This is a genomic window from Enterococcus sp. 3G6_DIV0642, assembly GCF_002140635.1.
Classification (GTDB): domain Bacteria; phylum Bacillota; class Bacilli; order Lactobacillales; family Enterococcaceae; genus Enterococcus_D; species Enterococcus_D casseliflavus.
Genome location: NZ_NGLH01000001.1, coordinates 2,618,494 through 2,642,198, shown reverse-complemented (window position 1 = coordinate 2,642,198; position 23,705 = coordinate 2,618,494). Strand labels below are relative to the sequence as shown.

Sequence of the window (23,705 nt, the reverse complement as noted above, 5' to 3'; positions counted from 1 at the left end):
GGCAGTGAAAACTGGGACAGACCTGATGTGTTTGTCTCAGTTTCTTTTCTCTAAAAGAATGACCATAATAAATGATATTGGAAGTGAGTATATGGAAATGATGATCCAACAATTGATCAACGGCTTGTTTCTAGGCAGTATCTATGCCTTGTTAGCGTTGGGTTATACGATGGTGTATGGCATCATCAAGTTGATCAACTTCGCCCACGGAGAAGTTTACATGATCGGTAGTTTTATCGGTTACTTTTTGATCAATCAATGGCAATTAGGGTTTTTCCCCGCGTTGTTCATTTCAATGATCGCCAGTGCAGCTCTTGGGGTAACGATCGAATTTTTAGCGTATCGTCCCTTACGCAATTCCACGCGAATTTCGGCACTGATCACGGCAATCGGGGTTTCTTATTTTTTGCAAAATGTCATGATCTTTTTCTTTTCAGCCAATGTGCGCCCCTTTCCGCAAGCGATTGAACGACAAACTTATTCCATCGGGTTTGTTCAAGTAAGTAATGTCCAGTTATTGATCTTGGCTGTTTCGGTTACCTTAATGATTCTCTTGCAATTGATCGTGAAAAAGACCCGTATGGGAAAAGCGATGCGGGCAGTAAGTGTTGATGCAGATGCAGCGCGTTTGATGGGGATCAATGTCAATCGAACGATTTCCTTTACCTTTGCCTTAGGCTCGGCTTTGGCTGCAGCTGGCGGGATGCTGATCGGTTTGTATTATAATTCCATTGATCCATCAATGGGCGTCGTTCCTGGTCTGAAATCTTTTGTTGCAGCGGTTCTTGGCGGGATCGGGATCATTCCTGGAGCAGCCTTAGGTGGCTTTGTGATCGGTTTGGTGGAAACAGCAGCGACAGCGCTTGGTTTTTCTGATTATAAGGATGCTTTAGTGTATGTCATTTTAATAATTATATTGTTGGTTCGTCCAGCTGGGATCCTCGGCAAAAATATCAAAGAGAAAGTGTAGGTGGCAGAAATGAAAAAGAATTTACGTTACAACTTAATCTGGCTCGCTCTGGCAGCTATTCTTTATTTTGGATTATTTGCAGCCTACAATGGCGGAATGATCAATTTGTTCTCTGATGCCATCATCGTCAATATCGGAATCAATATCATCTTGGCAGTCAGTTTGAATCTGATCATCGGCTTTTCAGGGCAATTCTCCTTAGGACATGCTGGATTTATGGCAATCGGTGCTTATGCTGGCGCGATCCTGTCGGCAAGCAATCCAACCTTTGGCGGCTTTTTAACTGGTTTACTGGTGGGGATGCTGGTTTCAGGTGCAGTCGCATTAGTGGTTGGGATTCCGACCCTCCGTTTAAAAGGCGACTATCTAGCGATCGCTACCTTAGGTGTGGCAGAGATCATTCGGATCTTGTTGGTGAACCTACGAGGCTTGACCAATGGTCCTGCAGGAATTTTCGGATTGCCCCAATTCAGTAATTGGCAGATCGTCTTTCTCTTTGCCGTTTTATCGATTCTTGTCGTGTCAAACTTTATCCATAGCGGACCAGGTCGGGCGACTTTAGCGATTCGGGAAGATGAGATCGCTGCAGAATCAATGGGGGTCAACACAACGAAATACAAGGTAATTGCGTTTGTAATGGGGGCAGTGATGGCAAGCATTGCTGGTACCCTTTATGCCAGCTATCAGCAGTCGGTTTTCCCACGAGATTACGGTTTTATGAAATCGATCGATGTATTGATCATCGTCGTTTTTGGAGGGCTTGGGAGTACCACAGGAGCAGTTGTCTCGGCAGTAGTGCTAGGAATCTTAAATATGTACTTGCAAGGCTTCTCTGATTTGCGCATGATCATTTATGCATTGGCTTTGATCATCATCATGATCTTTAAACCAAGCGGACTTTTAGGGACATGGGAATTCTCCGTAAAAGGACTGCTGGATAAATTTAGAAAAAAGGGGGATGACAACGATGCCTCTATTAGAAGTTAAAAGCTTAACGAAAAACTTTGGCGGTTTAGCTGCTGTTTCTCATGTAGACCTCCATTTAGATACCAATGAACTGGTCGGATTGATTGGACCAAACGGTGCTGGCAAGACAACGCTCTTTAATCTCCTGACAGGTGTGTATGAACCTAGTGAAGGGGAAGTGCTTTTTGAGACCCAAGGGAAGCCAAAACGTTTAAATGGCGTGAAGCCCTATAAAATTGCAGATTTAGGTCTTTCAAGAACCTTCCAAAACATTCGCTTGTTTAAAAATTTGACTGTGATGGACAACGTCTTGATTGCTATGAACAGTAAGCATAAAGAAGGACTGCTGACTAGCATCCTGCGTTTGCCAAAGTACTACAAAAACGAAGCGTCCATGAAGAAAAAAGCCTTAGAGCTGTTACGGATCTTTGATATGGATGGCAAAAGTCAAACGTTAGCGAAAAATTTGCCTTATGGCGAGCAGCGTCGGTTAGAGATCGTACGCGCATTGGCTACAGAACCAAAAATTCTGTTTCTTGACGAGCCGGCTGCGGGGATGAATCCTCAAGAAACAACAGAACTGACAAAGCTGATCTATAAGATCCAAAAAGATTTTCAATTGACGATCCTCTTGATTGAGCATGATATGAGTTTGGTCATGGAAGTGTGCGAACGGATTTATGTGCTGGAATACGGCCAAGTCATCGCCCACGGTGAACCAGAAGAGATCAAAAACAATCCGCGGGTGATCGAAGCTTATCTAGGAGGGGAAATCTGATGCTGGAAATTCAAAATTTAAGTGTACACTACGGCATGATCCAAGCGGTCCATGATGTTTCCTTCCACGTCAATCAAGGGGAGATCGTTTCACTGATTGGTGCCAATGGTGCAGGGAAAACCACGATTTTACGGACGATTTCTGGATTGATCCGCCCCTCAAATGGCTCAGTCACTTTTGAAGGAAAACGAATTGAGAAAGAAGCACCGCAAAAAATCGTCGCAAACGGCTTGTCGCAAGTGCCAGAAGGGCGGCACGTCTTTTCAGGATTGACGGTTCAAGAAAACTTAGAGATGGGCGCCTTCTTGCGTAAAGACAGTGGTGTCAAAGAAGACTATGAACAAGTTTACCGCAAGTTTCCTGTATTGAAAGAACGCCTCTCGCAAGATGCGTCGACATTATCTGGCGGTGAGCAGCAGATGTTGGCAATGGGGCGGGCATTGATGTCAAAACCGCGCTTGCTTTTGCTGGATGAGCCCTCGATGGGCTTGGCACCGATTTTTATCAAAGAAATTTTTTCAATCATTCAAGAAATCAAGCAGCAAGGAACGACTGTGCTGCTGATTGAACAAAATGCAAAAATGGCTTTATCGATTGCCGATCGCGGCTATGTATTAGAAACCGGGAAAATCGTTTTAGAAGGTACTGGAGAAGAATTACTAGCAAGTGATGAAGTAAGAAAAGCGTATCTAGGAGGCTAAACAATGAGTGTAAGTGATTTTATGACGAAGACGGTCGTCACCGTCGATTCGCAGACACCGATCTTTGATGCAGTAGATTTAATGAAGCAGCACGATATCCACCGTCTGCCCGTCGTTGACGATGATAAATTAGTAGGGTTGATCACAGAAGGAACGATCGCTGAAGCAACTCCCTCAAAAGCGACAAGCTTAAGCGTTTATGAAATGAACTATCTCTTAAATAAAACGACTGTCGCTGATATCATGTTGAAAAAAGTGACCACGATTGAACCAGATGCACTATTAGAGGACGCCATTTCCGTCATGCGTAGTGAAAACGTGGGGGTTTTACCAGTCATGGATGATGATACCCTAGTGGGAATCATTACCAACAATGATATTTTCGATGCCTTTTTGAAAATCACTGGCTACCATGATGGTGGAACCCGAGTGTCCATCGAGATCACGGATGACCATGTAGGCGTGTTAGCAGACGTGACCAAGCTGCTTGCCGATCATCAGATGAGTATTTTGACCATCGTAGTCAATCGGATGGCGCTAAAAACGATTGTTGAGATCCAAGTAGAGTCGCGCCAAGTCGCAGCGATTGAGAAAATCTTAAGCGATGCGGGGTATACCGTAACCAGTGCTGTCTTGACGAACCAGAAATGAGACAAAGCAGCAAAAGTAGTCGATCGTAACGATTGACTACTTTTTTTCGTTCCAGATGAGATTTTCTTTTTCTTTTGCTGGTTTTCTGTTAAAATAGGAAGGTGCTGTAAAGAAAGAGGTGCAATCATGTCTAAGAAAAATAAAGATATCGAAGTCCGTATTGAAGAAACAACGAAAGCCATTCATGGCAAAGACTATACCGTCAATGAATTATTTATTGGTAAAAAACGTATCGGTGAGATTTTAACGACTGGACCGAAAGAATTTCAAAGCTTTTTAGGGGATGAAGATCTAGGTTCAAGCAGAAGTTTAGAAGCTGCGATCGAGATGATTATTCGCCAATGGAATTTACATGAATAATTTCTAGAAAAATTTACTTTTTGCTCTTGCAATTTGTTATCTTTTTCGGTATTATAACTATTGTCAGGTTTGAGAAAAACCTTTTGGAGGAGTAGCGAAGTGGCTAAACGCGACGGACTGTAAATCCGTTCCTTAGGGTTCAGTGGTTCGAATCCACTCTCCTCCACCATTATTGGGGTATAGCCAAGCGGTAAGGCAACGGACTTTGACTCCGTCATGCGTTGGTTCGAATCCAGCTACCCCAGTCAGATGAATACGCAGAAAAAAACAGCAAGTAGTTTTGCTGTTTTTTTTCGTTATTTAACCATTATTTTTTTTGGTTTGAGGAAGGGCTATAAGTTGAAGATTTTTTTTATTTGCGATACGCTAGTAGTAAAGCATTCGGGAGATGAAAACACATGAAATTTAAACTGAATCTAAAAGAAAAAGTAACGGAAGTTGCAGAGCATGTCTATGACGTTGTCAAAAAGGAAGACTATGCGATTCGTGTGGCTTCAAAAGGAATCAAAGTAACTAAACAGCGTAAGACAAAAGACACGATCAAATGGCGCGCAAAAAATCATTGATTAAAGGGCAATTAGCATAAGAGAAACTGCATATAGGCAGTTTCTTTTTTTATTCCTCAATTTCAATCCCCAAGACAGTTAGATGACCGTTTGCCACTAGTTTGATGACGAGTTTTGCTAAATGGTCGGCGTGCATCGTTGTTTCTGCCGTTAGCCACCAATGCAGCGTGCCAACAAATATTGAGGTCATATAATCAATGATGAAGTCTAAGGGCACTTCAAGATCGCCTTCTGTAATCTTCAAGGTTGAAAAGATCTCTTGATACCGTTCCGTTAAAATCAGCCCCAGTTTTTTACGAATGATCTCAATGGCAGAGGCATCCATGATCGTCAAATAAAAAGAGCGATTCTTTTGAATGTGTAAAAAAAGTTCGGTCATGGCCGCTTCGATTTTACGGATCTTGATTCGATTGCCTTGAACGAAATCTTCAAAGTCAAGGATCGAGGTAAAAGATTCGACGGCCAAGTCAAATATTTTTTCATACAAGTCTTGCTTGTCTTTGTAATGGGCATAGAAGGTCGCGCGGTTGATCATGGCTTCGTCTGCGATATTTTGGACAGTCACTTGCTCGAAGCCTTTTTCTTCAACTAAGCGAATAAAGGCTTCAATAATGTACTTATTGGTTCGTTTGACACGTAAATCCAATTTTTTCATATTGTGAATTTCCTTTCAAAATAAACGACAAAAAACGTCTAATTGTTGTTTATCCCACACCTTCGTTGGAATTGTTTGTTGAATTATCAATTAAAAGAATTACAATGAACATAAGTATTATAACAAACGGCTTGTTAGATAATCAACAAAGTGTTGTTTAGATGGAGGCAACAAATGAAAAAATATAAGGCGGGCATCGATGTCGGTTCAACAACGGTCAAGATGGTTCTGTTAGATGAACGCAATCAAACGTGTTTTTCAAGGTATGAACGACACTATGCAGACATCCAAAAGGCAGCGGAAAAAATTATTAAAGAAGCGCAAGCAGTAATCCAAGATCAGCCAGTTGCGCTGGCGATTACCGGATCAGGCGGAATGGGGCTGGCAGAAGTTTTGCGGATCCCTTTTGTCCAAGAGGTCATCGCTTGTACCAAAACAGTCGAGACAGTGATCCCAGAAACGGATGTGGCGATCGAATTAGGCGGTGAAGATGCGAAGATCACCTTTTTTGAAGGTGCGTTGGAGCAGCGGATGAATGGCAGTTGTGCCGGTGGGACCGGTGCGTTTATTGATCAGATGGCGGTTTTATTGAAAACGGATGCCAATGGGGTCAATGAGCTAGCCAAGGGATACCAAACCCTTTATCCGATTGCCTCACGCTGCGGGGTCTTTGCCAAAACTGATGTGCAGCCGCTGATCAATGAAGGAGCGGCAAAAGCGGACATTGCTGCGAGTATTTTTCAAGCGGTGGTCAATCAAACGATTGCTGGCTTAGCTGCTGGTCGTAAAATCAAAGGCAAGGTAGCCTTCTTAGGCGGTCCACTGACGTTTATGTCGGAATTGCGTCAACGATTTATCGATACGTTGAACTTGCAAGAAGCAGATATCATTTTTCCCGAGAATCCAGAACTGTTTGTGGCGATGGGGGCTGCACTGTATGCAGAAGAAGCGCAGCAGCTTTCTGTACTATGCGACCGCTTAGCCAATGAAGAAGACGGCACACTTGCGCCAACAGATACGCTAGATCCTTTATTCAAAGACGAAGCAGAACTGGCTGCTTTTCGTGCCCGCCATGCCCAAGCGGTTGCTACAGAAAAACCTTTGTCGGAGCATAAAGGTGCTGCTTATTTGGGTATCGATGCTGGATCAACGACAACGAAAGTCGTCTTGATCAATGATGCAGGGGATTTGTTGTTTTCTTTTTATGGCAACAATGAAGGCGAGCCGTTAGCGACAACGATGGCGGTTTTACAAGAGCTTTATCGTCAGATGCCTTCTGACGTTTACATCGCAAAGTCAACGATCACAGGGTACGGTGAGCATCTGATCAAACATGCACTGAAGGTCGATATCGGTGAAGTCGAAACGATGGCCCATTACAAAGCTGCTGAACATTTCCAGCCAGGGGTTGATTTTATCTTGGACATTGGTGGGCAAGACATGAAGGCGATGACAGTCAAAGACGGTGCACTTTCTTCGATTCAGCTAAATGAAGCCTGTTCGTCAGGATGCGGCTCGTTCATTGAGACCTTTGCCAAATCTATGAATCAGGATGTCAAAGAATTTGCGCTGGCAGCGACAAAAGCCCAAGCGCCGGTTGACCTGGGTTCGCGTTGTACCGTCTTTATGAACTCAAAAGTCAAACAGGTCCAAAAAGAAGGAGCGTCTGTTGGCGACATTTCGGCTGGCTTGTCTTACTCGGTCATAAAGAATGCTATCTATAAAGTGATCAAGGTTCGGCGCCCCGAAGATCTTGGCGAGAAAATCGTCTGCCAAGGAGGGACTTTCTATAATGAAGCGGTTCTACGCGCCTTTGAATTGATCAGCGGCCGTGAAGTCGTACGACCATCGATCGCTGGCTTGATGGGCGCTTATGGGGCGGCGTTGATCGCGTTAGAAGAAGCGGCGATCGACGATGTCAGTACGTTGTTGTCTCCTGCAGAAATGGCCGATTTTCAAGCAGAAAAAGAATTTACAAATTGCGGGCTTTGCGAAAACAATTGTTTATTAACCGTGACCCTCTTTTCGGATGGTCGAAAATTCATTACGGGGAATCGCTGCGAACGTGGTGCGCGGATCAAAATCAAAAAAGAAGACCGCAAAGTCAATCTCGTGGATGAAAAATACCGCCGCTTGTTCAAGTACCGTTCTTTGCGTAAAAAAGATGCCCTCCATGGGGAAATCGGCTTACCAAGAGTGTTGAATCTTTATGAAAATTATCCGCTATGGCATACCTTTTTCACCCAGTTAGGGTTTCGGGTAACCTTGTCGCCGCGTTCTAATAAAGAACTATATGAGCAAGGGATCGAAACGATTCCTAGCGATACCGTTTGTTACCCAGCCAAACTAGCCCATGGACACATCCAAGCACTGATCGATCAAAACATACCGTTGATCTTTTATCCAGGAGTCATTTTTGAGCGAGTAGAGAACACTGCCGCTGAAAATCATTTTAACTGTCCAATCGTACAAAGCTATCCAGAAGTGATTCGTAACAACGTCGATGCGATTCGTGAAGGGGCGGTTGACTACCGCTGTCCATTTTTAAATCTGGCAGATGAAGCCTCAATGGTCAAAACCTTAATGGGGACGTTTCAAGATTTTGGTTTTTCTGAAGACGAAATTGCCCAAGCGCTGCGCAGCGGCTTCGAGGAACTAGATCAGTTCAAAGCAGATATTGCGCAACGGGGAGAAGAAACGCTGCGAATGCTGATGACGACCAACCAAAAAGGGATCGTTTTATCTGGAAGACCGTATCATTTGGACCCTGAAATCAACCATGGGATAGCGGAAGTCATTACCCAAGAAGGCTTTCATGTACTGACCGAGGACAGTATTGCTCATTTAGCAAATGTCGGCGATCTGCGGGTCGTGGATCAATGGGTCTATCATTCACGGTTGTATGCGGCTGCACGAGTGGTGGCGAAAAACAAGCAGTTAGAATTGGTTCAATTAAACTCCTTCGGCTGCGGGATCGATGCAGTGACCACCGATCAAGTCGAAGAGATTATGGCGCAATATGGCAAGCTGTATACGGTGTTGAAAATCGATGAGGGTGCAAACCTTGGGGCGATTCGGATTCGGTTGCGTTCCTTGAAAGCAGCAGTCAACGAACGGGACAAACAGCACTTTGTTCCTAAAAAGCAATACGAGGAACCAGCAAAGATTATTTTTACCAAAGAAATGCGCAAGCAGCACACGCTCTTATTGCCGATGTTGAGTCCCATCCATCAAAGCGGATTAGTAGATGTCGCTTTGCAGGCTTCTGGGTATCAAGTGGTCTGTCTGCCCAGTGAAGATCGAGAAGCAGTCAATGTCGGTTTGCGCTTTGTCAATAACGATGCCTGCTACCCGGCCATCATTTCCATTGGACAGCTGGTAGAAGCGCTACAAAGCGGGCAATATGACGTCGAAAACACCAGCGTATTGATGACCCAGACGGGCGGTGGGTGTCGCGCAACGAACTATATTCCCTTGTTACGTAAAGCATTGAACGATGCAGGATTTCCGCAAGTACCGGTGGTATCTATTTCGATGGGCAATACTGGTGTTGAATCAAATCCGGGCTTTCGCTTTACCTTGCCGATGATGAAACGCTTGGCGGTGGCATTTTTATACGGGGATCTCTTTGAACGAGTCGTTTATCGCACCCGTCCATATGAGCAAGAAGCAGGGGCTGTCGATCGGCTCCACCAAGAATGGCTGGAAAAAATTGCCAAAAATGTCCGCAATGGCTCCTTCAGTCTCTTTAATCGCAATATGAAGAAAATCATTCAAGACTTTGATCAAGTGCCGTTAAATGCTATCAAGAAGCCACGTGTCGGTGTCGTGGGAGAGATTTTAGTGAAGTATTCACCGACTGCCAATAATGATGTCGTTCGCCTGTTAGAAGCAGAAGGAGCGGAAGCGGTCGTACCAGATATTGTCGGCTTCATGAATTATTCCCTCTACAATCAGATTTGGCGCTACGAGCATTTGGGGATGGCGAAGAAAAGCAAAATGATCGCTGATTTTGCGATCATGGCGATTGAACGGCTCCAAAAACCAATGGATAAAGCGTTGCGGGCGTCAACGCGCTTTGAGGGCATTCATTCGATCCATCAGCTTGCCGAGCAAGCGAGCGAGATTGTTTCCATCGGCAATCATACGGGAGAAGGCTGGTTCTTGACCGGTGAGATGATTGATCTGTTGGAAAATAATGTCAACAATATCATTTGTCTGCAACCATTTGGCTGTCTGCCCAATCATGTGGTAGGAAAAGGTGTTATGAAAGAATTACGTCGTCAATACCCGCAGGCGAACATTGCAGCGATTGATTACGATCCAGGTGTCTCGATCGTCAATCAATTGAATCGCATTCGCTTGCTCATGGCAACTGCCAATAAAGCGTTGGCTGAATAAATTCTCAAGCCAGCGACCGAACCAATTTAAAAGCAAAGAGACTGCTCTTGTTTGGACAATTTGTGATAACTTCTTTTTCTGCCTATAAAATGGGGAAAGAGTTCGCACAAATTGAGAAAAACTGAGCAGTTTTTGCTTTTTTTATTAGCTATTTAGGTATATACCAGTTATAATAGGAGGGGAACGGAGGAATGTGTAGTGGTGGAAAAATTACCTGTTTATATCCAGATTCATGATCAAATCAAAGCCAATATCGAAAACAATACATACAAAATCGGGGATCGTCTACCTTCAGAACGGGAGTTGTCAAAACAATTCGGCGTGAGTCGCATGACGTTGCGGCAAGCGATCCAAACCTTAGCGGATGAGGGGATTCTTGAGCGCAAAATCGGTTCTGGCACTTATGTGGCTCGCCAAAAAGTACAGGAGAAAATGACGGGCACGACGAGTTTTACCGAAATTATGAATTCTCTTGGTCGTAAGCCTTCCAGCAAAGCGGTCGCTTATTTCTTGACTGCACCTAGCTCCAGTGAGATGGAAAAGCTGCAATTAGAAGGACACGAAACGATTTTACGGATGGAGCGGATTCGGTATGCGGATGATATGCCGATCTGTTTTGAAGTAGCGAGTATCCCTGAAAAGTTTATTCATGACTTTAGCAAGGAGGAGATCATCTCTTCCCTCTATAAAGTGTTGGAAGAAAAAGGACAGCGGAAAATTGGCGGCGCTTCGCAAACGATCTCAGCTATGGTCGCTTCCGAGCAAATTGCTGATTATTTACAAATCAAACGCGGCGATGCGATTTTACGTATGCGGCAAATCACTTCATTTGAAGATGGGCAACCATTTGAATATGTGCGCACCCAATATGTCGGCAATCGTTTCGAATTTTATATGGAAAAATAAGCTGCCTGAGACGGCTGGAAACAAAAAAGACGCGAAAAAGCCGAAAGGACACTGCGAGCATACGTGCTGTTGCTCCGCATCGGTCAATTCGGTTTTTCAACGATTGGGCGTTCCTGCATTCGCTGCAGCAAGCGGCATTAGAGTCCGTGCTTTGAGGAAAAGAGCAAACCTGACAGGTGCTTGTCCTGCATAGTTACTCGGTTGGCTCCTCGATGAGGCGCTCTACATATTCGGTCTTGCCTTTGTTTAGCTGCACTTGCCCTTGCAGCAAATCAATCAAAGCGACTTCTTGGTCGGCAAGCGTTGCTTCGGGAATCATTAAGGTAACAACGATTTTCTCGGTATAAGCAATGTCTTTTACGTAGATGTTCTGCAGTTCTAAATAGTTTTGCAGCTTACCTAAAAGGGGATAATCAATGGTCAATGCAAGCTCTTGATGCAAAACGCCTTCGACGATTCCCACCGCTTTGATGCCAGCGGAAGCTGAACTGGAATAAGCGCGGATCAATCCGCCAGCGCCAAGTTTCGTTCCACCGAAGTAGCGGGTAACGACAGCGACCATATTGATCAAGTCATTTTTCTTCAATACTTCTAAAATCGGTACTCCAGCGGTGCCGCTAGGTTCACCATCATCACTGCTGCGTTGGATCTCATGGTTTTCGCCCAATACATAGGCGCTGCAATGATGATTCGCCTTCCAATGTTCTTTTTTGAGGGCTTGTATAAACGCTTTGGCTTCATCTTCTGATTGGATTCGTTTTAACGAACAGATGAAACGCGATTTTTTGATTTCTATTTCCGTTTCTCCATCTTGTCGGATCGTTCGATAAGTCACGCGTACGATCGCCTCCTTTATGTTTCTAGTATAGGCAATCGGAAGGAAAGTTACAAATAGAAGAAAGAAAAAGGCACCAACACAGACCTGAAAAAGAGGAGGCAGTTGCTTTGGGTAGACGCAAAAAGTACGATACGATCACGCACTATTTAAAAAACAACGGCGGTTCACAAATTACGTTAACCTTTACCCAGTTTGATGAATTTCTTTTCCCAGCATCCGGTTTGCCCAAAAGTGCCCGCACGAGTACGGATTGGTGGGCAAATGATTACCGACATCCTGAAAACGGGGCTTATGCGTGGCTGAATGCCGGCTATGAGGTAGTCCTCGTCAATTTAAAAAAAGAATATGTCGTTTTTAACCGTTTAGTAAAATCAAACTGGCTGCTGGATAGAAAGCGTTGACAAATTTCAAACTTGTTCTATACTAGAGATAGGAAATGTTATCTTATTCTTAAAATTCAAGGAGTGTTCGATATGGCGAAAAAAACAATTATGTTAGTTTGTTCTGCAGGAATGAGTACAAGCTTATTAGTAACAAAAATGCAAAAAGCAGCTGAAGCAAAAGGATTAGAAGCAGATATTTTTGCAGTTTCCGCTTCAGAAGCAGATCAACATTTAGAAAGCAAAGACGTAAATGTTTTATTATTAGGACCACAAGTTCGTTTCATGAAAGGCGATTTTGAGAAACGTCTAGCGCCAAAAGGAATTCCTTTAGAAGTAATCAACATGGCAGACTACGGCATGATGAACGGCGAAAAAGTCTTAGATCAAGCTTTGACATTGATCGGCGAATAAGCAAGACCTGCTGTTGAAGCAAACAAGAAACCTGTAATCGGTTCAAGTACTTTTCAAAAAGTACTTGAACCGATTTTTTTGCGTACTTAAAACTGAGGTGTATGTTATGACCAATCAAAAAGGAAGACAATTTTTTGTTTTAGATGAAACAATGAATCTAGGAAAACCCTTTGATTCTCGACCGGCAATGCTCGAGCAGGGGCAGAGAATCGTTTGTCAGCGATGCGGTTCTTCCCACCGCAAGCCGTCGGTGCAATTACCGATAGGCAGCTATTACTGTCCAACCTGTATTCGCTATGGTCGGATCACATCAAATGGGCGACTGGTGATTCAACCTACGGAAAGTCCAGCCATTGATCACCACATCGTCTGGCCAGGAGCATTGACGCCGTTTCAGCAAAAAATTTCCCAGCAATTGGTGTCTAATTGTCGACAAAAGCGATCCTCGCTTGTTTGGTCGGTCACGGGTTCAGGGAAGACCGAAATGATCTTTGAAACGATCCGCTACGTTCGGCAAGAAGGTGGTCGAGTGGCGATCGTCTCACCTCGGATCGATGTTTGTCGTGAATTGTTTCCGCGGATTCAGCAAGCATTTCCACAAGAGGAAAGCTTGCTCCTTTATGGAAAATCAGAAGAGCCATATCGCTACACAAACATCCTTATTGCCACCACCCATCAGCTATTGCATTTTTATCGGAGCTTTCAACTGATCGTGGTGGATGAGGTAGATGCATTTCCCTACGAGGGCGATGCGCAGCTGCGTTACGGATTATACAATGCCTTAGCCAAAAACGGGTGTCTGATCTATTTAAGTGCGACGCCTTCAGAACGACTGCTGCAAGAAATTCGTGGGAAATTCGCTGTCTTGAAAATGCCGCTGCGGTTTCATCAGCGTCCATTGATCGTTCCAAAACCTGTTCATTATAGTCACTGGGCGCAGGCTTATCGCAGAAAACGTTGGCTGCGACCATTGCTGCTGCAGTTGCAGCGGCTGCTTCAAAAAAACTTTGTCTTGGTGTTTTGTCCAAGCATTGCGCTGATGAAGGAAGTAGAAGCGGCTGTCCGCCGACAAGGCACGTCATGGTCTTTGACTAGCGTTTCGTCGCAAGATCAAAAACGGAGCGAAAAAGTAGCGTCTGCTCGTCGACAGATTTACAAGGTGTTGTTTACAACGATGATTTTAGAGCGTGGGGTGACGTTTGAAAACGTCTCAGTCATCGTATTGGGTGCTAATCATCCAGTCTTTACAAAATCGGTGCTCGTGCAAATTGCTGGTCGTGTCGATCGTAAAGGGGCCTATACGGAAGGGGAGGTCATTTTTTTCTACGACCAAATGACGGAAGCGATCCGAAAAGCACTCAACGAAATCAAGGAAATGAACCAATTGGCAAAAAGCTGGCTGACCGATGGTGTGTAGTTGGTGTAAAAGGACTTTTCCTAGAGAACGAACGATCATTGAGGTGTTGGCTCCTTGGCGTATCCCAGAAAATGAATTGTGCCCGCAATGTGCCCAACAGTTTTCAGTGATCGATTGGCGAACCTGCTGCCCTTCGTGTGGAAAAAAAGAAACTGAGTTTTGCAGCGATTGTCTCTATTGGGAAGAAACGTGTCCCATGATACAATTGCAGCACCGAGCGCTATTTGCTTACGATCAAGGAATGAAGGATTGGCTTCACGAATACAAACTGATGGGAAACTATCAGTTGCGGGGGACGTTTGCGCCTGTGATCAAACAGAAACTCAACAGGTTTGACTATGAGTGTTTGATTCCCATCCCACTATCGGCAGAGCGTTACCAACAGCGAGGGTTTAATCAAGTCACCGCTGTGCTGGAAGCCGCCGGAGTCAGATTTCAAGAGTTACTGGAGAAAGTTGTTGATACCGCACCACAGGCACAACGTTCTCGCAGGCAACGATTACTAGAGGCGCAACCCTTTGCAGTGAAGCCAGATGTAGCGTGTGAAATCAAAGGGAAAAAATTATTGTTGATGGATGATGTTTATACTACCGGTAGAACGTTATATCATGCAGCTGAAGCATTGCAGTCCTTTTGCCCCCAGTCGATTCGTTCATTTTCTATTGCTCGTTGAAACGTTATTTTGAAAACGCTTAAAGAAAATTGTTCGATTTACTAGGCAAATGACCAAGAGTTCGATATAATAGAGTTAAGAAGAAGAAAAGAGTGGTCCTTTTCCTTCTTTACTGGTAGACGAAAGGGGTAATTTTTATGTTTAGATATAATGTGCGTGGCGAAAATATCGAGGTAACAGAAGCGATCCGTGATTACGTCGAGAAAAAAGTAGGTAAATTAGAACGTTATTTTAATGATGTGCCAGAAGCAACAGCACACGTTAATTTGAAAGTTTATACAGAAAAAACTGCAAAAGTAGAAGTAACGATTCCTTTACCATTCCTAGTTCTACGTGCGGAAGAAACTTCACCTGATCTATATGCTAGTATCGATTTGGTTGTTGACAAATTGGAACGCCAAATCCGCAAATTCAAAACAAAAATCAATCGCAAATCTCGTGAGACAGCGTTGGTTCCGCCAACAGATGGTGATTTGTTCACAACTGAAGCAAACGATGAAGAAACCAATGGTTCTGATTTAGACATCGTACGTACAAAACGTTTGTCTTTAAAACCAATGGATAGTGAAGAAGCTGTTTTACAAATGAACATGCTTGGACACAACTTCTTTATCTTTGAAGATGCGGAAACGAATGGAACGAGCATTGTGTATCGTCGGAAAGATGGTAAATACGGGTTGATCGAAACGGATTAACACGTGTGGGATCCTTTTCTCGACACCCCCAAAAAAGTCTTTTTTGACAGAGTAGCTGAGAAGCTGCTCTGTTTTTTTATCTTTTGGAATGAAGCAAGAAATCTTTCTATATAAAAGTTGGCTTTGTTTCTCTTTCGTTTTATTGTGTTATACTATAGATGAAATCATACAGGGAGAGTGAATCATGACTACGTTAGCAGATGTCGCCAAAAAAGCAAATGTTTCCGCAATGACCGTTTCTCGAGTGATCAACCATCCAGATAAAGTGACCGAAGAGCTAAAGCAGCTCGTTCATCAAGCAATGCTGGAACTGGATTATCAACCGAATATTGCTGCCAAATCATTAGTTTCCAAGCGTTCTCATATCATCAAAGTGTATATCTTAGAGGAGATGGACACGACGGAGCCATACTATATGAATTTATTAGTGGGGATCGCTCGTTCCATCGGCAAAGCGCATTATTCGTTGCAGCTGGTTACGACGGATGGGGTGGATCGTGGCCCAGCAGATGGTTGTATCATTACGGGATTTCGCCAAAAGGATATGGACTGGATAAAAAATTTGAAGAAACCCGTCGTTCTATTTGGTGAAAATGAAGCTGGATTCAGCTTTGTTGACAGTGACAACTACCAAGGGATCGTTTCTGCTTGTAAACACGCCCTCGATACTGGCTATCAACACTTGGTCTATATTGGTTTAGAGTTGGAAGAAGCATTTACGAAAAGTCGAGAAAAAGGGTACATAGATACAGTCACAAAAACAGGACAAGCACCAAAAATCCATCGTTTTGAGAACCGTTCTTCCGCAGCCCGCACCTTTATCACAGCACAGAAGGAGCAATTTGCGGAAAATACTTGTTTTATTTGTGCGACGGATCGTTTGGCACTAGGCATCAATCAAGGCTTGCAGTCGATTGGCGCGCAGATACCAAAGGATTTTGGGATTGTCGGCTACGACGGGGTATTCCTGGATCAGGTCAGCTCGCCCAAGTTGACGACTATGAAGCAAGCCATCGTTGAGATGGGCGAAGCTTGTGGTGAATTACTGATTCAAAAAATTGAACAGAACGATACGAGCCTGCGACAACAGCGCTTTTTACCGCAACTCGTGGTTCGTGAATCCACAAGGTGAAAAATTAAGCAAATGGTTGCGCAAATTCATTTCAATTCCTCAATATCTTAATTTAAAGGCTTTTTCAATTTTTGTTATCGCTAACATTTAGAAAATGTTTGCCATTTTAAGAAACCGGTTGCATAATAGAGTTACAAATTGCAGGAGGTAAACAGGATGAAAGTGAATTGGAAAAAGGCAGCTCTAGGATTAGTTTCAGGAAGTGCGTTGTTAACGCTTGCGGCGTGTGGCGGCAACGGCGGTAGTACCGATGGTAGTAATGCAGATGCAGGTTCAGGTAGCGATGAAAAAACGATCACGGTCTCTGTAGGCGCAGACTATATTGATTATATCAATGAAGTGAAAGCTGACTTTGAATCTGAAAATGATGTCACCATCAACGTTGTAGAAATGGACATGTTCGATCAAATGGATGCGCTTCAACTAGACGGTCCTGCTGGGAAAGGTCCAGATGTTACGATGTCTCCTTATGACCGTGTGGGTCAAGTAGGCTCCCAAGGGCATTTGGCAGAAATGACTTTACCAGATGATGGACGTTACAGCGATACCGACAAGCAACAGGTAACGATCGATGATAAGATCTATGGCGCACCAGCAATGATTGAAGCAGTTGTCATGTTCTATAACAAAGATTTGATCGATGAAGCGCCAGCAACTTTTTCTGATTTAGAAGAACTAGCAAAAGATGATCGTTTTGCAGAAGGCGATGACAATGTTGGTTTCTTAGCTCGTTGGACGGACTTTTATTATACGTATGGTCTATTAGCGGGGCATGGCGGGTATGTCTTTGGTGATGAAGGAACAGATCCATCTGATCTAGGGCTGAACAACGAAGGTTCTGTTGAAGCAATCACGTATGCAACTGATTGGTTCCAAAATGTCTGGCCGCAAGGAATGCTTGATGTATCAGCCAACGAAAACTTGATGTTGGATTACTTCAATCAAGGCAAAACAGCAGCTATCATTTATGGACCATGGGGCGTGAACGGCTTTGAAGAAGCAGGCATCAACTATGGTGTAGCGAAAATCCCAACGCTAAACAACGGCAACGACTATGAAACATTTGGCGGCGGAAAAGCGTGGGTGGTATCTAACTACTCACAAAACAAAGACGTTTCTCAACAATTTGTCGAGTATTTGACCAACGAAGCCAATCAAGAGAAATTGTATGACATGCGTCATGATATTCCAGCGAACATTATGGCTCAAGAAACAGTCGCTGCTTCTGATGATCCAGTAGCAAAAGCAGTGATCGAGCAATACAGTGTTTCACAACCAATGCCAAATATCCCTGAAATGTCTGAGGTTTGGGTAGGGGCTGAAAACATGCTGTTTGATGCAGGTTCAGGCAATATGACTCCTCAAGAAGCAGCGGATAATGCTGCCAAAACAATCGAAGAAGCGATTGAGCAGAAATACTAATAATTAGCCGATTACGGTCTGTCATTCATGTCGACGATTCTATAGAGGATGTTTGTCAAAAGGATTCCTTGCAACGTAGCACGCAAGAAATTGCTTGACGAGAGTGTTTTCTATCGATCGTCGGCCGCTTGGCAGACTTTCGATTTTAAGGAGGATACATATGAGGACGAATTCACAAGCCATGCAGACAGCGCTTCTTTCAATCATCCCTGGTGGGGGACAATTCAAAAATGGTCAGAAATTCAAAGCGGGTCTCTTTTTTGCAGCCTTTCTGATTTTTCTGGTCGAAATGTTTTTGTTTGGTGGACAAGCACTTTATAACTTTGTCACACTCGGATCAGTACCGATGGAAGACAACTCTTTGTTCTTGTTGATTGAAGGAACATTGCAGGTCATCGTTACCGTTATTTTCATTATCTTTTGGGTTTTAAATATCAAAGATGCTTATCAGGTTCGGCAAAGCATTGAAAAAGGCTTCCCGGTAGCTGTTACGAGAAAAGAATTTTTCAAAAAATTATACGAAGATGGGTTCGCGTACTTACTGACGATCCCTGCCTACTTGGTAATGATCGTAGCAATTATTTTTCCAGTAATGGTGACGCTCTTTATGGCATTTACCAACTATGATTTTCGACACATTCCGCCAGCAAACTTAATCGACTGGATCGGTTTTTCGAATTTCACGAATATCTTCACCTTAAGTTCTTACCGCGACACCTTTGTAAAAGTATTCAGTTGGACGGTGATTTGGACCGTTTTAGCAACCACCTTGCAAATTACACTCGGCATACTGACAGCAGTTGTTGCCAACCAAAAATTTGTGAAGTTTCGTCGCGTCTTTGGGGTGATTTTCTTGCTTCCTTGGGCGGTGCCAGCGTTTATCACAATCATGAGTTTTTCAAATATGTTTAATGATACCGCAGGAGCGATCAATACGCAGGTGATCCCGCTATTGAACAATCTGCCTTTTGTGGATATTGGGAACATTGCTTGGAAGACTGATCCGTTTTGGACGAAAACGGCGATTATTTTGATTCAGGGTTGGTTAGGGTTCCCCTACATCTATGTAATGGTTTCAGGGATTTTACAATCCATTTCCGAAGATTTGTATGAAGCAGCAAAAATGGATGGGGCCAATGCGTTGCAGCGTTTTCGGAACATTACGCTGCCGGCAATCTTTTTGGTAGCAGCCCCAACCTTCGTTACGCAATATACAGGGAACTTTAATAACTTCTCGATGATCTATCTATTTAACGAAGGTGGACCAGGAAGTTTAGGCGGAAATGCTGGATCGACAGATATTTTGATTTCATGGATCTACAAACTGACGACCGGCGGCTCACCACAATATTCGATTGCTTCTGCATTGACCTTGATCATTTCCTTTGTGGTGATCTCCATTTCATTACTGGTGTTTAAAAAGACGAATGCATTTAATATGGAGGATTGAGGATGAAAAAGAAGAAGTTTTCTTTCAGCAAATTATTTACCTACTTGTTTATGATCGCGTTATCGATCATTATCATCTATCCCTTGTTGATTACCGCAACCTCAGCCTTCAAGGCAGGGAACATGATCGCTTTTCGCTTAGATTTTGATGCGGATTGGACATTGAACAACTTTCGACGTTTATTCAATGAAACCCCGTATTTGACATGGTATAAAAACACCTTGATCGTGGCCGTTTCGACGATGATCATTCAAGTAATGATCGTAACGTTAGCAGGGTATACTTACAGTCGTTACCGTTTTGCTGGTCGTAAAAGTAGTCTGATGGTGTTCTTGATCGTTCAAATGGTACCGACAATGTCGGCGTTGACCGCTTTTTATGTCATGGGCTTATTAGCAAACGGTCTAGATAGCTTCTGGTTCTTGACACTGATTTATATCGGTGGTGGGATTCCGATGAATACTTGGCTGATGAAGGGGTACTTTGATACAGTACCCATCGACTTGGATGAATCAGCAAAACTTGATGGTGCAGGGCATTTTCGCATCTTTTGGCAAATCGTTTTGCCCCTCGTAAAACCAATGGTTGCCGTCCAAGCATTGTGGGCCTTTATGGGACCATTCGGCGAATTCTTGCTGGCGCGATTCTTGCTTCGCTCACAAGAGCGTTTGACCGTCGCAGTCGGGCTACAAACCTTTATCAATGATGCCCGTAACCAACGGGTCGCACTCTTTGCGGCAGGGGCGATTTTGATCGCCGTACCGATCGCTGCACTGTTTTTCTTCTTACAAAAATACTTTGTTTCAGGTTTGACCTCTGGCGGAACAAAAGGATAGGAATGATAGGATGTCTGAACAACGATTTCCCTTAACGTACTTTGGGGCCATTTTTTCTCCAACAAAAGTCTATGCATGGCGTAAAAAATTAAATCGCCGGCAGCAAGTGTTCGTCTATGTTTTCTTGATGTCCTTGCTGATGATCCCGTTGACCTTAATGATCAGCAAGCAAACGGATCAAGCCTTTGCGGCATTTTTTCCCCATGCAAAAACACTCGTGACGGCAGAAACGGCAGCAAAATACAATGAGCTGCAGGTGGAAGATGGCAAACTTTTAGCGGATGAGTCACAAGTCTTTTCCCAAACAGAAGCGGGGATCATAGGCGTTGCGCTTTCAGAAGCGGCTCTTGAAAAAGCGAAATACGCCATCAATTTTCGGGAAACAGACTGGACCATCAAAGAAGAAATCGATGGACAAACCTATCACTATGAAATGCGGTACACGGCGGAAATGGCACCTGATCAAGTAGATGATGCGGCTTCGTTTCAAAAAGCAATCGAAGACGGCTTCTATCGCAACAACGAGACGGCGATTTTCTTCAGTCAGACGATCACAGTGGCATTTTTATTGGTGGCAATGAATAGTATTCTAGTCATAGGCGCAGCGTTTTTCCTCTGGTTGACGAAAAAATCACGACTATCGACAATCGGCAGCTTCAAAGAAAGCACGAACGTGATTTTAAATGCACTGGGGGCAGGCTCTCTCGTTGCGATGTTGGCAGGATTTATTGGCGCTGATATCGTCTTGATGATCGGGATTCAGTCTTTAGGCATGCTACTGATGCTCTTCTTAGCTTTCTTAAAAACCCGTTTTAAAACGGCATAATTTGCAAACCTTCGCAACAAGACGTTTGGGCGTGTGCTGGACTTTCAGCGCCGATCAATGGCTTGTTGCGTGTTTTTTTTCCTGCGTTTCTTTAAAATCTGTGAAAAAAGGTTAAGAATCCGTTTATCACGCAAGATTGATGCGATAGTTCTATCGAAAAATATTTCATTTATGGTGAACTAGTGCTAAAATAGTTAGGAGAGTTTCCAGCTAGGATAATGCAGAAGTAAAAGGAGAATTATTAAGGTATGGCCAATTTTTTTAGAAAATTAATCGAAAACGACAAAAAAGAATTAAAACGTCTTGACCATATTGCGAATCAAGTTGAATCACATGCGGATGAAATGGCCGCTTTATCTGATGAACAATTACGCGGGAAAACCGATGAATTTCGTCGTCGTTTCCAAGAGGGAGAGACTTTGGATAAATTATTACCTGAAGCCTTTGCAGTAGTACGTGAAGCTGCAAAACGCGTTTTGGGCCTTTATCCTTACCACGTCCAATTAATGGGTGGGATCGTCTTGCATGATGGGAATATCCCAGAGATGCGTACTGGTGAAGGGAAAACCTTGACGGCGACATTACCTGTTTATTTGAATGCTTTGAGCGGTCAAGGTGTCCACGTCGTAACTGTCAATGAATACTTGGCAACTCGTGACTCGACTGAGATGGGGGAGCTGTACAACTTTTTAGGGTTGACGGTCGGCTTGAACATTAACTCAAAATCAGCAGAAGAAAAACGTGCGGCATATGCTTGTGATATCACTTATAGTACAAACAATGAATTAGGGTTTGACTATTTGCGGGACAACATGGTGGTTTACCGTCATCAAATGGTACAGCGTCCATTAAACTATGCCATCGTCGATGAGGTCGATTCGATCTTGATCGATGAAGCGAGAACACCGTTGATCATTTCAGGACAAGCAGAAAAATCAACTGCGCTATACAATCGGGTCGACAATTTTGTCAAACGCTTGACGGAAGAAGAAGACTACAAAATCGATATCCAATCAAAAACGATCGGTTTAACAGAACGTGGGATCGAAAAAGCGGAAGAGACCTTCGGCTTAGAAAACTTGTATGATATTGAAAACACGGCATTGACCCATCACTTGGACCAAGCACTACGGGCGAATTACATTATGATTCGTGACATTGATTACGTGGTGCAAGATGGGAAAGTAATGATCGTTGACCAATTTACAGGTCGGATCATGGATGGTCGCCGCTATTCTGATGGGCTCCATCAAGCGATCGAAGCGAAAGAAAGTGTCGAAATCGAAGATGAAACCAAAACGATGGCGACGATCACATTCCAGAACTACTTCCGGATGTACAAAAAACTGTCTGGGATGACCGGTACAGCGAAAACGGAAGAAGAAGAGTTCCGAGAAATCTATAACATGCAAGTCATTCAGATTCCTACGAACAAACCAATCTTACGGGATGATCGTGCGGACTTGCTTTATCCAACGCTTACGAGCAAATTCCAAGCAGTCGTTCAAGACATCAAAGAGCGTCACCGCAAAGGACAACCCGTGCTTGTAGGGACGGTCGCTGTTGAGACTTCTGAATTACTGTCATCAATGCTTGATCGTGAGAAAGTTCCTCATGAAGTATTGAATGCCAAGAATCACTTTAAAGAAGCAGAAATCATTTTGAATGCTGGACAAAAAGGCGCTGTAACGATCGCGACCAATATGGCTGGTCGGGGAACGGATATCAAGTTAGGTCTTGGTGTTGCAGAACTTGGCGGCTTGGCAGTTATCGGTACTGAGCGTCATGAATCGCGACGGATCGATAATCAGTTACGGGGACGTGCGGGACGTCAAGGAGATCCAGGGATGTCGCAATTTTACTTATCGCTAGAAGATGATTTAATGAAGCGTTTTGGTTCTGAACGAATCAAAGTGTTCTTGGATCGGATGAAGATCGATGAAGGCGACGCCGTGATCCAAAGCAAGATGCTTTCAAAACAAGTAGAATCTGCCCAACGACGAGTGGAAGGCAATAACTACGATACTCGGAAAAACGTCTTGCAATACGATGACGTAATGCGAGAACAGCGGGAAGTTATTTACGGACAACGTCAAGAAGTGATCATGGAAGAAACGGATCTTTCACCACAATTAATGAATATGGTGAAACGTTCCATCAGCCGGGTCGTCGACAGTCATACGCAATTAGAAGAAAGCAATTGGAATTATGAAGGAATCGTTGATTTTGCTGCGAATGCACTTGTTCATGAAGATACCATCAGTATCGAGGACATCAAGGGCAAATCAGCTCAAGAGATCAAAGACTACCTAAACCAACGGGCAGAAGAAGTCTTTGAACAAAAGAAAGCACAACTTAATAGTCCAGAACAATTACTGGAATTTGAAAAAGTAGTCATCCTACGAGTTGTCGATACGAAGTGGACCGACCACATCGATGCTATGGATCAGCTGCGTCAATCGGTTGGGTTGCGGGCTTATGGACAAAACAATCCATTAGTTGAGTACCAAACAGAAGGATTCAATATGTTTGAGAACATGGTTGGAGCGATCGAATATGAAGTAACTCGTCTCTTTATGAAGGCAGAGATTCGCCAAAACGTTCAACGGGAACAAGTTGCTCAAGGGGAAGCACAAGGGGTAGAAGAAGCACCGGCTGCCCAAGCACC

At 43.8% G+C, this 23,705-nt stretch carries 21 protein-coding genes, 2 tRNA genes and 1 pseudogene; 22 read left to right on the top strand and 2 right to left on the bottom strand.

The genetic code is table 11. The features are described from left to right. The first annotated feature begins 91 nt into the window (after positions 1-91). The 9 genes from A5878_RS12735 (at position 92) to A5878_RS17545 (ending at position 4,992) form a co-directional block, all read left to right on the top strand. Positions 92-970 carry a branched-chain amino acid ABC transporter permease gene (locus A5878_RS12735; RefSeq protein ID WP_005228742.1) on the top strand — a complete coding sequence of 293 codons (879 nt, stop codon included), beginning with the start codon at positions 92-94 and terminating at the stop codon, positions 968-970. Between the two features lie 9 nt (positions 971-979). Beyond that, on the top strand, positions 980-1,957 hold the full coding sequence (locus A5878_RS12730; protein ID WP_005228744.1) for a branched-chain amino acid ABC transporter permease: 978 nt from the start codon (positions 980-982) through the stop codon (positions 1,955-1,957). Beyond that, positions 1,938-2,714 carry an ABC transporter ATP-binding protein gene (locus A5878_RS12725; RefSeq protein WP_015510179.1) on the top strand — a complete coding sequence of 259 codons (777 nt, stop codon included), beginning with the start codon at positions 1,938-1,940 and terminating at the stop codon, positions 2,712-2,714. Before A5878_RS12730 ends, A5878_RS12725 begins: the two co-directional genes overlap by 20 nt. After that, positions 2,714-3,415 (top strand): ABC transporter ATP-binding protein, encoded by a 702-nt coding sequence (locus A5878_RS12720; protein ID WP_015510178.1) that lies wholly within the window; start codon positions 2,714-2,716, stop codon positions 3,413-3,415. The genes A5878_RS12725 and A5878_RS12720 overlap by 1 nt, the downstream gene beginning before the upstream one ends. A gap of 3 nt (positions 3,416-3,418) precedes the next feature. Beyond that, positions 3,419-4,066 carry a CBS and ACT domain-containing protein gene (locus tag A5878_RS12715; protein ID WP_060792870.1) on the top strand — a complete coding sequence of 216 codons (648 nt, stop codon included), beginning with the start codon at positions 3,419-3,421 and terminating at the stop codon, positions 4,064-4,066. A 126-nt stretch (positions 4,067-4,192) separates the two neighbouring features. After that, the gene (locus A5878_RS12710; protein WP_005228752.1) at positions 4,193-4,426 is read left to right on the top strand and encodes a DUF2969 domain-containing protein; all 234 of its coding nucleotides are present in this window, start codon (positions 4,193-4,195) and stop codon (positions 4,424-4,426) included. Between the two features lie 85 nt (positions 4,427-4,511). Further along, a tRNA-Tyr gene (locus A5878_RS12705) sits at positions 4,512-4,595 on the top strand. Positions 4,596-4,599: 4 nt separating this feature from the next. Continuing rightward, a tRNA-Gln gene (locus A5878_RS12700) sits at positions 4,600-4,671 on the top strand. 153 nt (positions 4,672-4,824) lie between these two features. Further along, positions 4,825-4,992 carry a hypothetical protein gene (locus A5878_RS17545; protein WP_167823179.1) on the top strand — a complete coding sequence of 56 codons (168 nt, stop codon included), beginning with the start codon at positions 4,825-4,827 and terminating at the stop codon, positions 4,990-4,992. 49 nt (positions 4,993-5,041) lie between these two features. On the opposite strand, the gene A5878_RS12695 is transcribed toward A5878_RS17545, so the two are convergent. Beyond that, entirely contained in the window at positions 5,042-5,647 is a 606-nt protein-coding gene (locus A5878_RS12695; RefSeq protein ID WP_005228762.1) for a TetR/AcrR family transcriptional regulator, read from the bottom strand. 174 nt (positions 5,648-5,821) lie between these two features. Here A5878_RS12695 and A5878_RS12690 point away from each other — a divergent pair, with 174 nt between their 5' ends. Then, positions 5,822-10,048, top strand: a complete 4,227-nt coding sequence (locus A5878_RS12690; RefSeq protein ID WP_060792869.1) for a 2-hydroxyacyl-CoA dehydratase — start codon at positions 5,822-5,824, stop codon at positions 10,046-10,048. Positions 10,049-10,246: 198 nt separating this feature from the next. Beyond that, positions 10,247-10,954, top strand: coding sequence for a GntR family transcriptional regulator (locus A5878_RS12685; protein WP_060792868.1), 708 nt, complete (start codon positions 10,247-10,249; stop codon positions 10,952-10,954). Between the two features lie 193 nt (positions 10,955-11,147). Here A5878_RS12685 and A5878_RS12680 read toward each other — a convergent pair whose 3' ends face one another. Continuing rightward, positions 11,148-11,789: a YigZ family protein gene (locus tag A5878_RS12680; protein ID WP_060792867.1), complete on the bottom strand. Its 642-nt coding sequence runs from the start codon at positions 11,787-11,789 to the stop codon at positions 11,148-11,150. A 110-nt stretch (positions 11,790-11,899) separates the two neighbouring features. On the opposite strand from A5878_RS12680, the gene A5878_RS12675 reads away from it, so the two are divergent. From A5878_RS12675 to secA, 11 genes and pseudogenes are all read left to right on the top strand, one after another. Continuing rightward, on the top strand, positions 11,900-12,193 hold the full coding sequence (locus A5878_RS12675) for a hypothetical protein (protein WP_005228767.1): 294 nt from the start codon (positions 11,900-11,902) through the stop codon (positions 12,191-12,193). A gap of 72 nt (positions 12,194-12,265) precedes the next feature. Continuing rightward, complete coding sequence (locus A5878_RS12670; protein WP_005228768.1) at positions 12,266-12,586, top strand: PTS sugar transporter subunit IIB; 321 nt, start codon at positions 12,266-12,268, stop codon at positions 12,584-12,586. A gap of 106 nt (positions 12,587-12,692) precedes the next feature. Then, positions 12,693-14,003 (top strand): DEAD/DEAH box helicase, encoded by a 1,311-nt coding sequence (locus A5878_RS12665; RefSeq protein WP_086295650.1) that lies wholly within the window; start codon positions 12,693-12,695, stop codon positions 14,001-14,003. Between the two features lie 196 nt (positions 14,004-14,199). Then, complete coding sequence (locus tag A5878_RS12660) at positions 14,200-14,676, top strand: ComF family protein (protein ID WP_228084615.1); 477 nt, start codon at positions 14,200-14,202, stop codon at positions 14,674-14,676. A 137-nt stretch (positions 14,677-14,813) separates the two neighbouring features. Beyond that, positions 14,814-15,371, top strand: a complete 558-nt coding sequence (gene hpf, locus A5878_RS12655; protein ID WP_005231866.1) for a ribosome hibernation-promoting factor, HPF/YfiA family — start codon at positions 14,814-14,816, stop codon at positions 15,369-15,371. Between the two features lie 184 nt (positions 15,372-15,555). Further along, on the top strand, positions 15,556-16,503 hold the full coding sequence (locus A5878_RS12650; RefSeq protein WP_005228774.1) for a LacI family DNA-binding transcriptional regulator: 948 nt from the start codon (positions 15,556-15,558) through the stop codon (positions 16,501-16,503). Between the two features lie 156 nt (positions 16,504-16,659). Then, a complete protein-coding gene (locus A5878_RS12645; protein WP_060792863.1) occupies positions 16,660-17,925 on the top strand; it encodes an extracellular solute-binding protein in 1,266 nt (421 codons plus the stop codon). 160 nt (positions 17,926-18,085) lie between these two features. Next, the gene (locus A5878_RS12635; RefSeq protein WP_060792862.1) at positions 18,086-19,375 is read left to right on the top strand and encodes a carbohydrate ABC transporter permease; all 1,290 of its coding nucleotides are present in this window, start codon (positions 18,086-18,088) and stop codon (positions 19,373-19,375) included. Between the two features lie 2 nt (positions 19,376-19,377). Next, positions 19,378-20,211 (top strand): sugar ABC transporter permease, encoded by an 834-nt coding sequence (locus A5878_RS12630; protein WP_016608756.1) that lies wholly within the window; start codon positions 19,378-19,380, stop codon positions 20,209-20,211. Positions 20,212-20,221: 10 nt separating this feature from the next. Continuing rightward, positions 20,222-21,037: a DUF1189 family protein gene (locus tag A5878_RS12625; RefSeq protein WP_086295649.1), complete on the top strand. Its 816-nt coding sequence runs from the start codon at positions 20,222-20,224 to the stop codon at positions 21,035-21,037. A gap of 248 nt (positions 21,038-21,285) precedes the next feature. After that, positions 21,286-23,670: pseudogene (gene secA, locus A5878_RS12620) on the top strand (preprotein translocase subunit SecA); the annotation flags it as partial. Between the last annotated feature and the right edge of the window lie 35 nt (positions 23,671-23,705).

What these genes read in the sequence shown, in the direction of transcription:
- A5878_RS12735 (WP_005228742.1), top strand. Translation starts at nt 92, where the DNA reads ATGGAAATGATGATCCAACAATTGATCAACGGCTTGTTTCTAGGCAGT.
- A5878_RS12730 (WP_005228744.1), top strand. Translation starts at nt 980, where the DNA reads ATGAAAAAGAATTTACGTTACAACTTAATCTGGCTCGCTCTGGCAGCT.
- A5878_RS12725 (WP_015510179.1), top strand. Translation starts at nt 1,938, where the DNA reads ATGCCTCTATTAGAAGTTAAAAGCTTAACGAAAAACTTTGGCGGTTTA.
- A5878_RS12720 (WP_015510178.1), top strand. Translation starts at nt 2,714, where the DNA reads ATGCTGGAAATTCAAAATTTAAGTGTACACTACGGCATGATCCAAGCG.
- A5878_RS12715 (WP_060792870.1), top strand. Translation starts at nt 3,419, where the DNA reads ATGAGTGTAAGTGATTTTATGACGAAGACGGTCGTCACCGTCGATTCG.
- A5878_RS12710 (WP_005228752.1), top strand. Translation starts at nt 4,193, where the DNA reads ATGTCTAAGAAAAATAAAGATATCGAAGTCCGTATTGAAGAAACAACG.
- A5878_RS17545 (WP_167823179.1), top strand. Translation starts at nt 4,825, where the DNA reads ATGAAATTTAAACTGAATCTAAAAGAAAAAGTAACGGAAGTTGCAGAG.
- A5878_RS12695 (WP_005228762.1), bottom strand. Translation starts at nt 5,647, where the DNA reads ATGAAAAAATTGGATTTACGTGTCAAACGAACCAATAAGTACATTATT.
- A5878_RS12690 (WP_060792869.1), top strand. Translation starts at nt 5,822, where the DNA reads ATGAAAAAATATAAGGCGGGCATCGATGTCGGTTCAACAACGGTCAAG.
- A5878_RS12670 (WP_005228768.1), top strand. Translation starts at nt 12,266, where the DNA reads ATGGCGAAAAAAACAATTATGTTAGTTTGTTCTGCAGGAATGAGTACA.
- A5878_RS12665 (WP_086295650.1), top strand. Translation starts at nt 12,693, where the DNA reads ATGACCAATCAAAAAGGAAGACAATTTTTTGTTTTAGATGAAACAATG.
- A5878_RS12660 (WP_228084615.1), top strand. Translation starts at nt 14,200, where the DNA reads ATGATACAATTGCAGCACCGAGCGCTATTTGCTTACGATCAAGGAATG.
- hpf (WP_005231866.1), top strand. Translation starts at nt 14,814, where the DNA reads ATGTTTAGATATAATGTGCGTGGCGAAAATATCGAGGTAACAGAAGCG.
- A5878_RS12650 (WP_005228774.1), top strand. Translation starts at nt 15,556, where the DNA reads ATGACTACGTTAGCAGATGTCGCCAAAAAAGCAAATGTTTCCGCAATG.
- A5878_RS12645 (WP_060792863.1), top strand. Translation starts at nt 16,660, where the DNA reads ATGAAAGTGAATTGGAAAAAGGCAGCTCTAGGATTAGTTTCAGGAAGT.
- A5878_RS12635 (WP_060792862.1), top strand. Translation starts at nt 18,086, where the DNA reads ATGAGGACGAATTCACAAGCCATGCAGACAGCGCTTCTTTCAATCATC.
- A5878_RS12630 (WP_016608756.1), top strand. Translation starts at nt 19,378, where the DNA reads ATGAAAAAGAAGAAGTTTTCTTTCAGCAAATTATTTACCTACTTGTTT.
- A5878_RS12625 (WP_086295649.1), top strand. Translation starts at nt 20,222, where the DNA reads ATGTCTGAACAACGATTTCCCTTAACGTACTTTGGGGCCATTTTTTCT.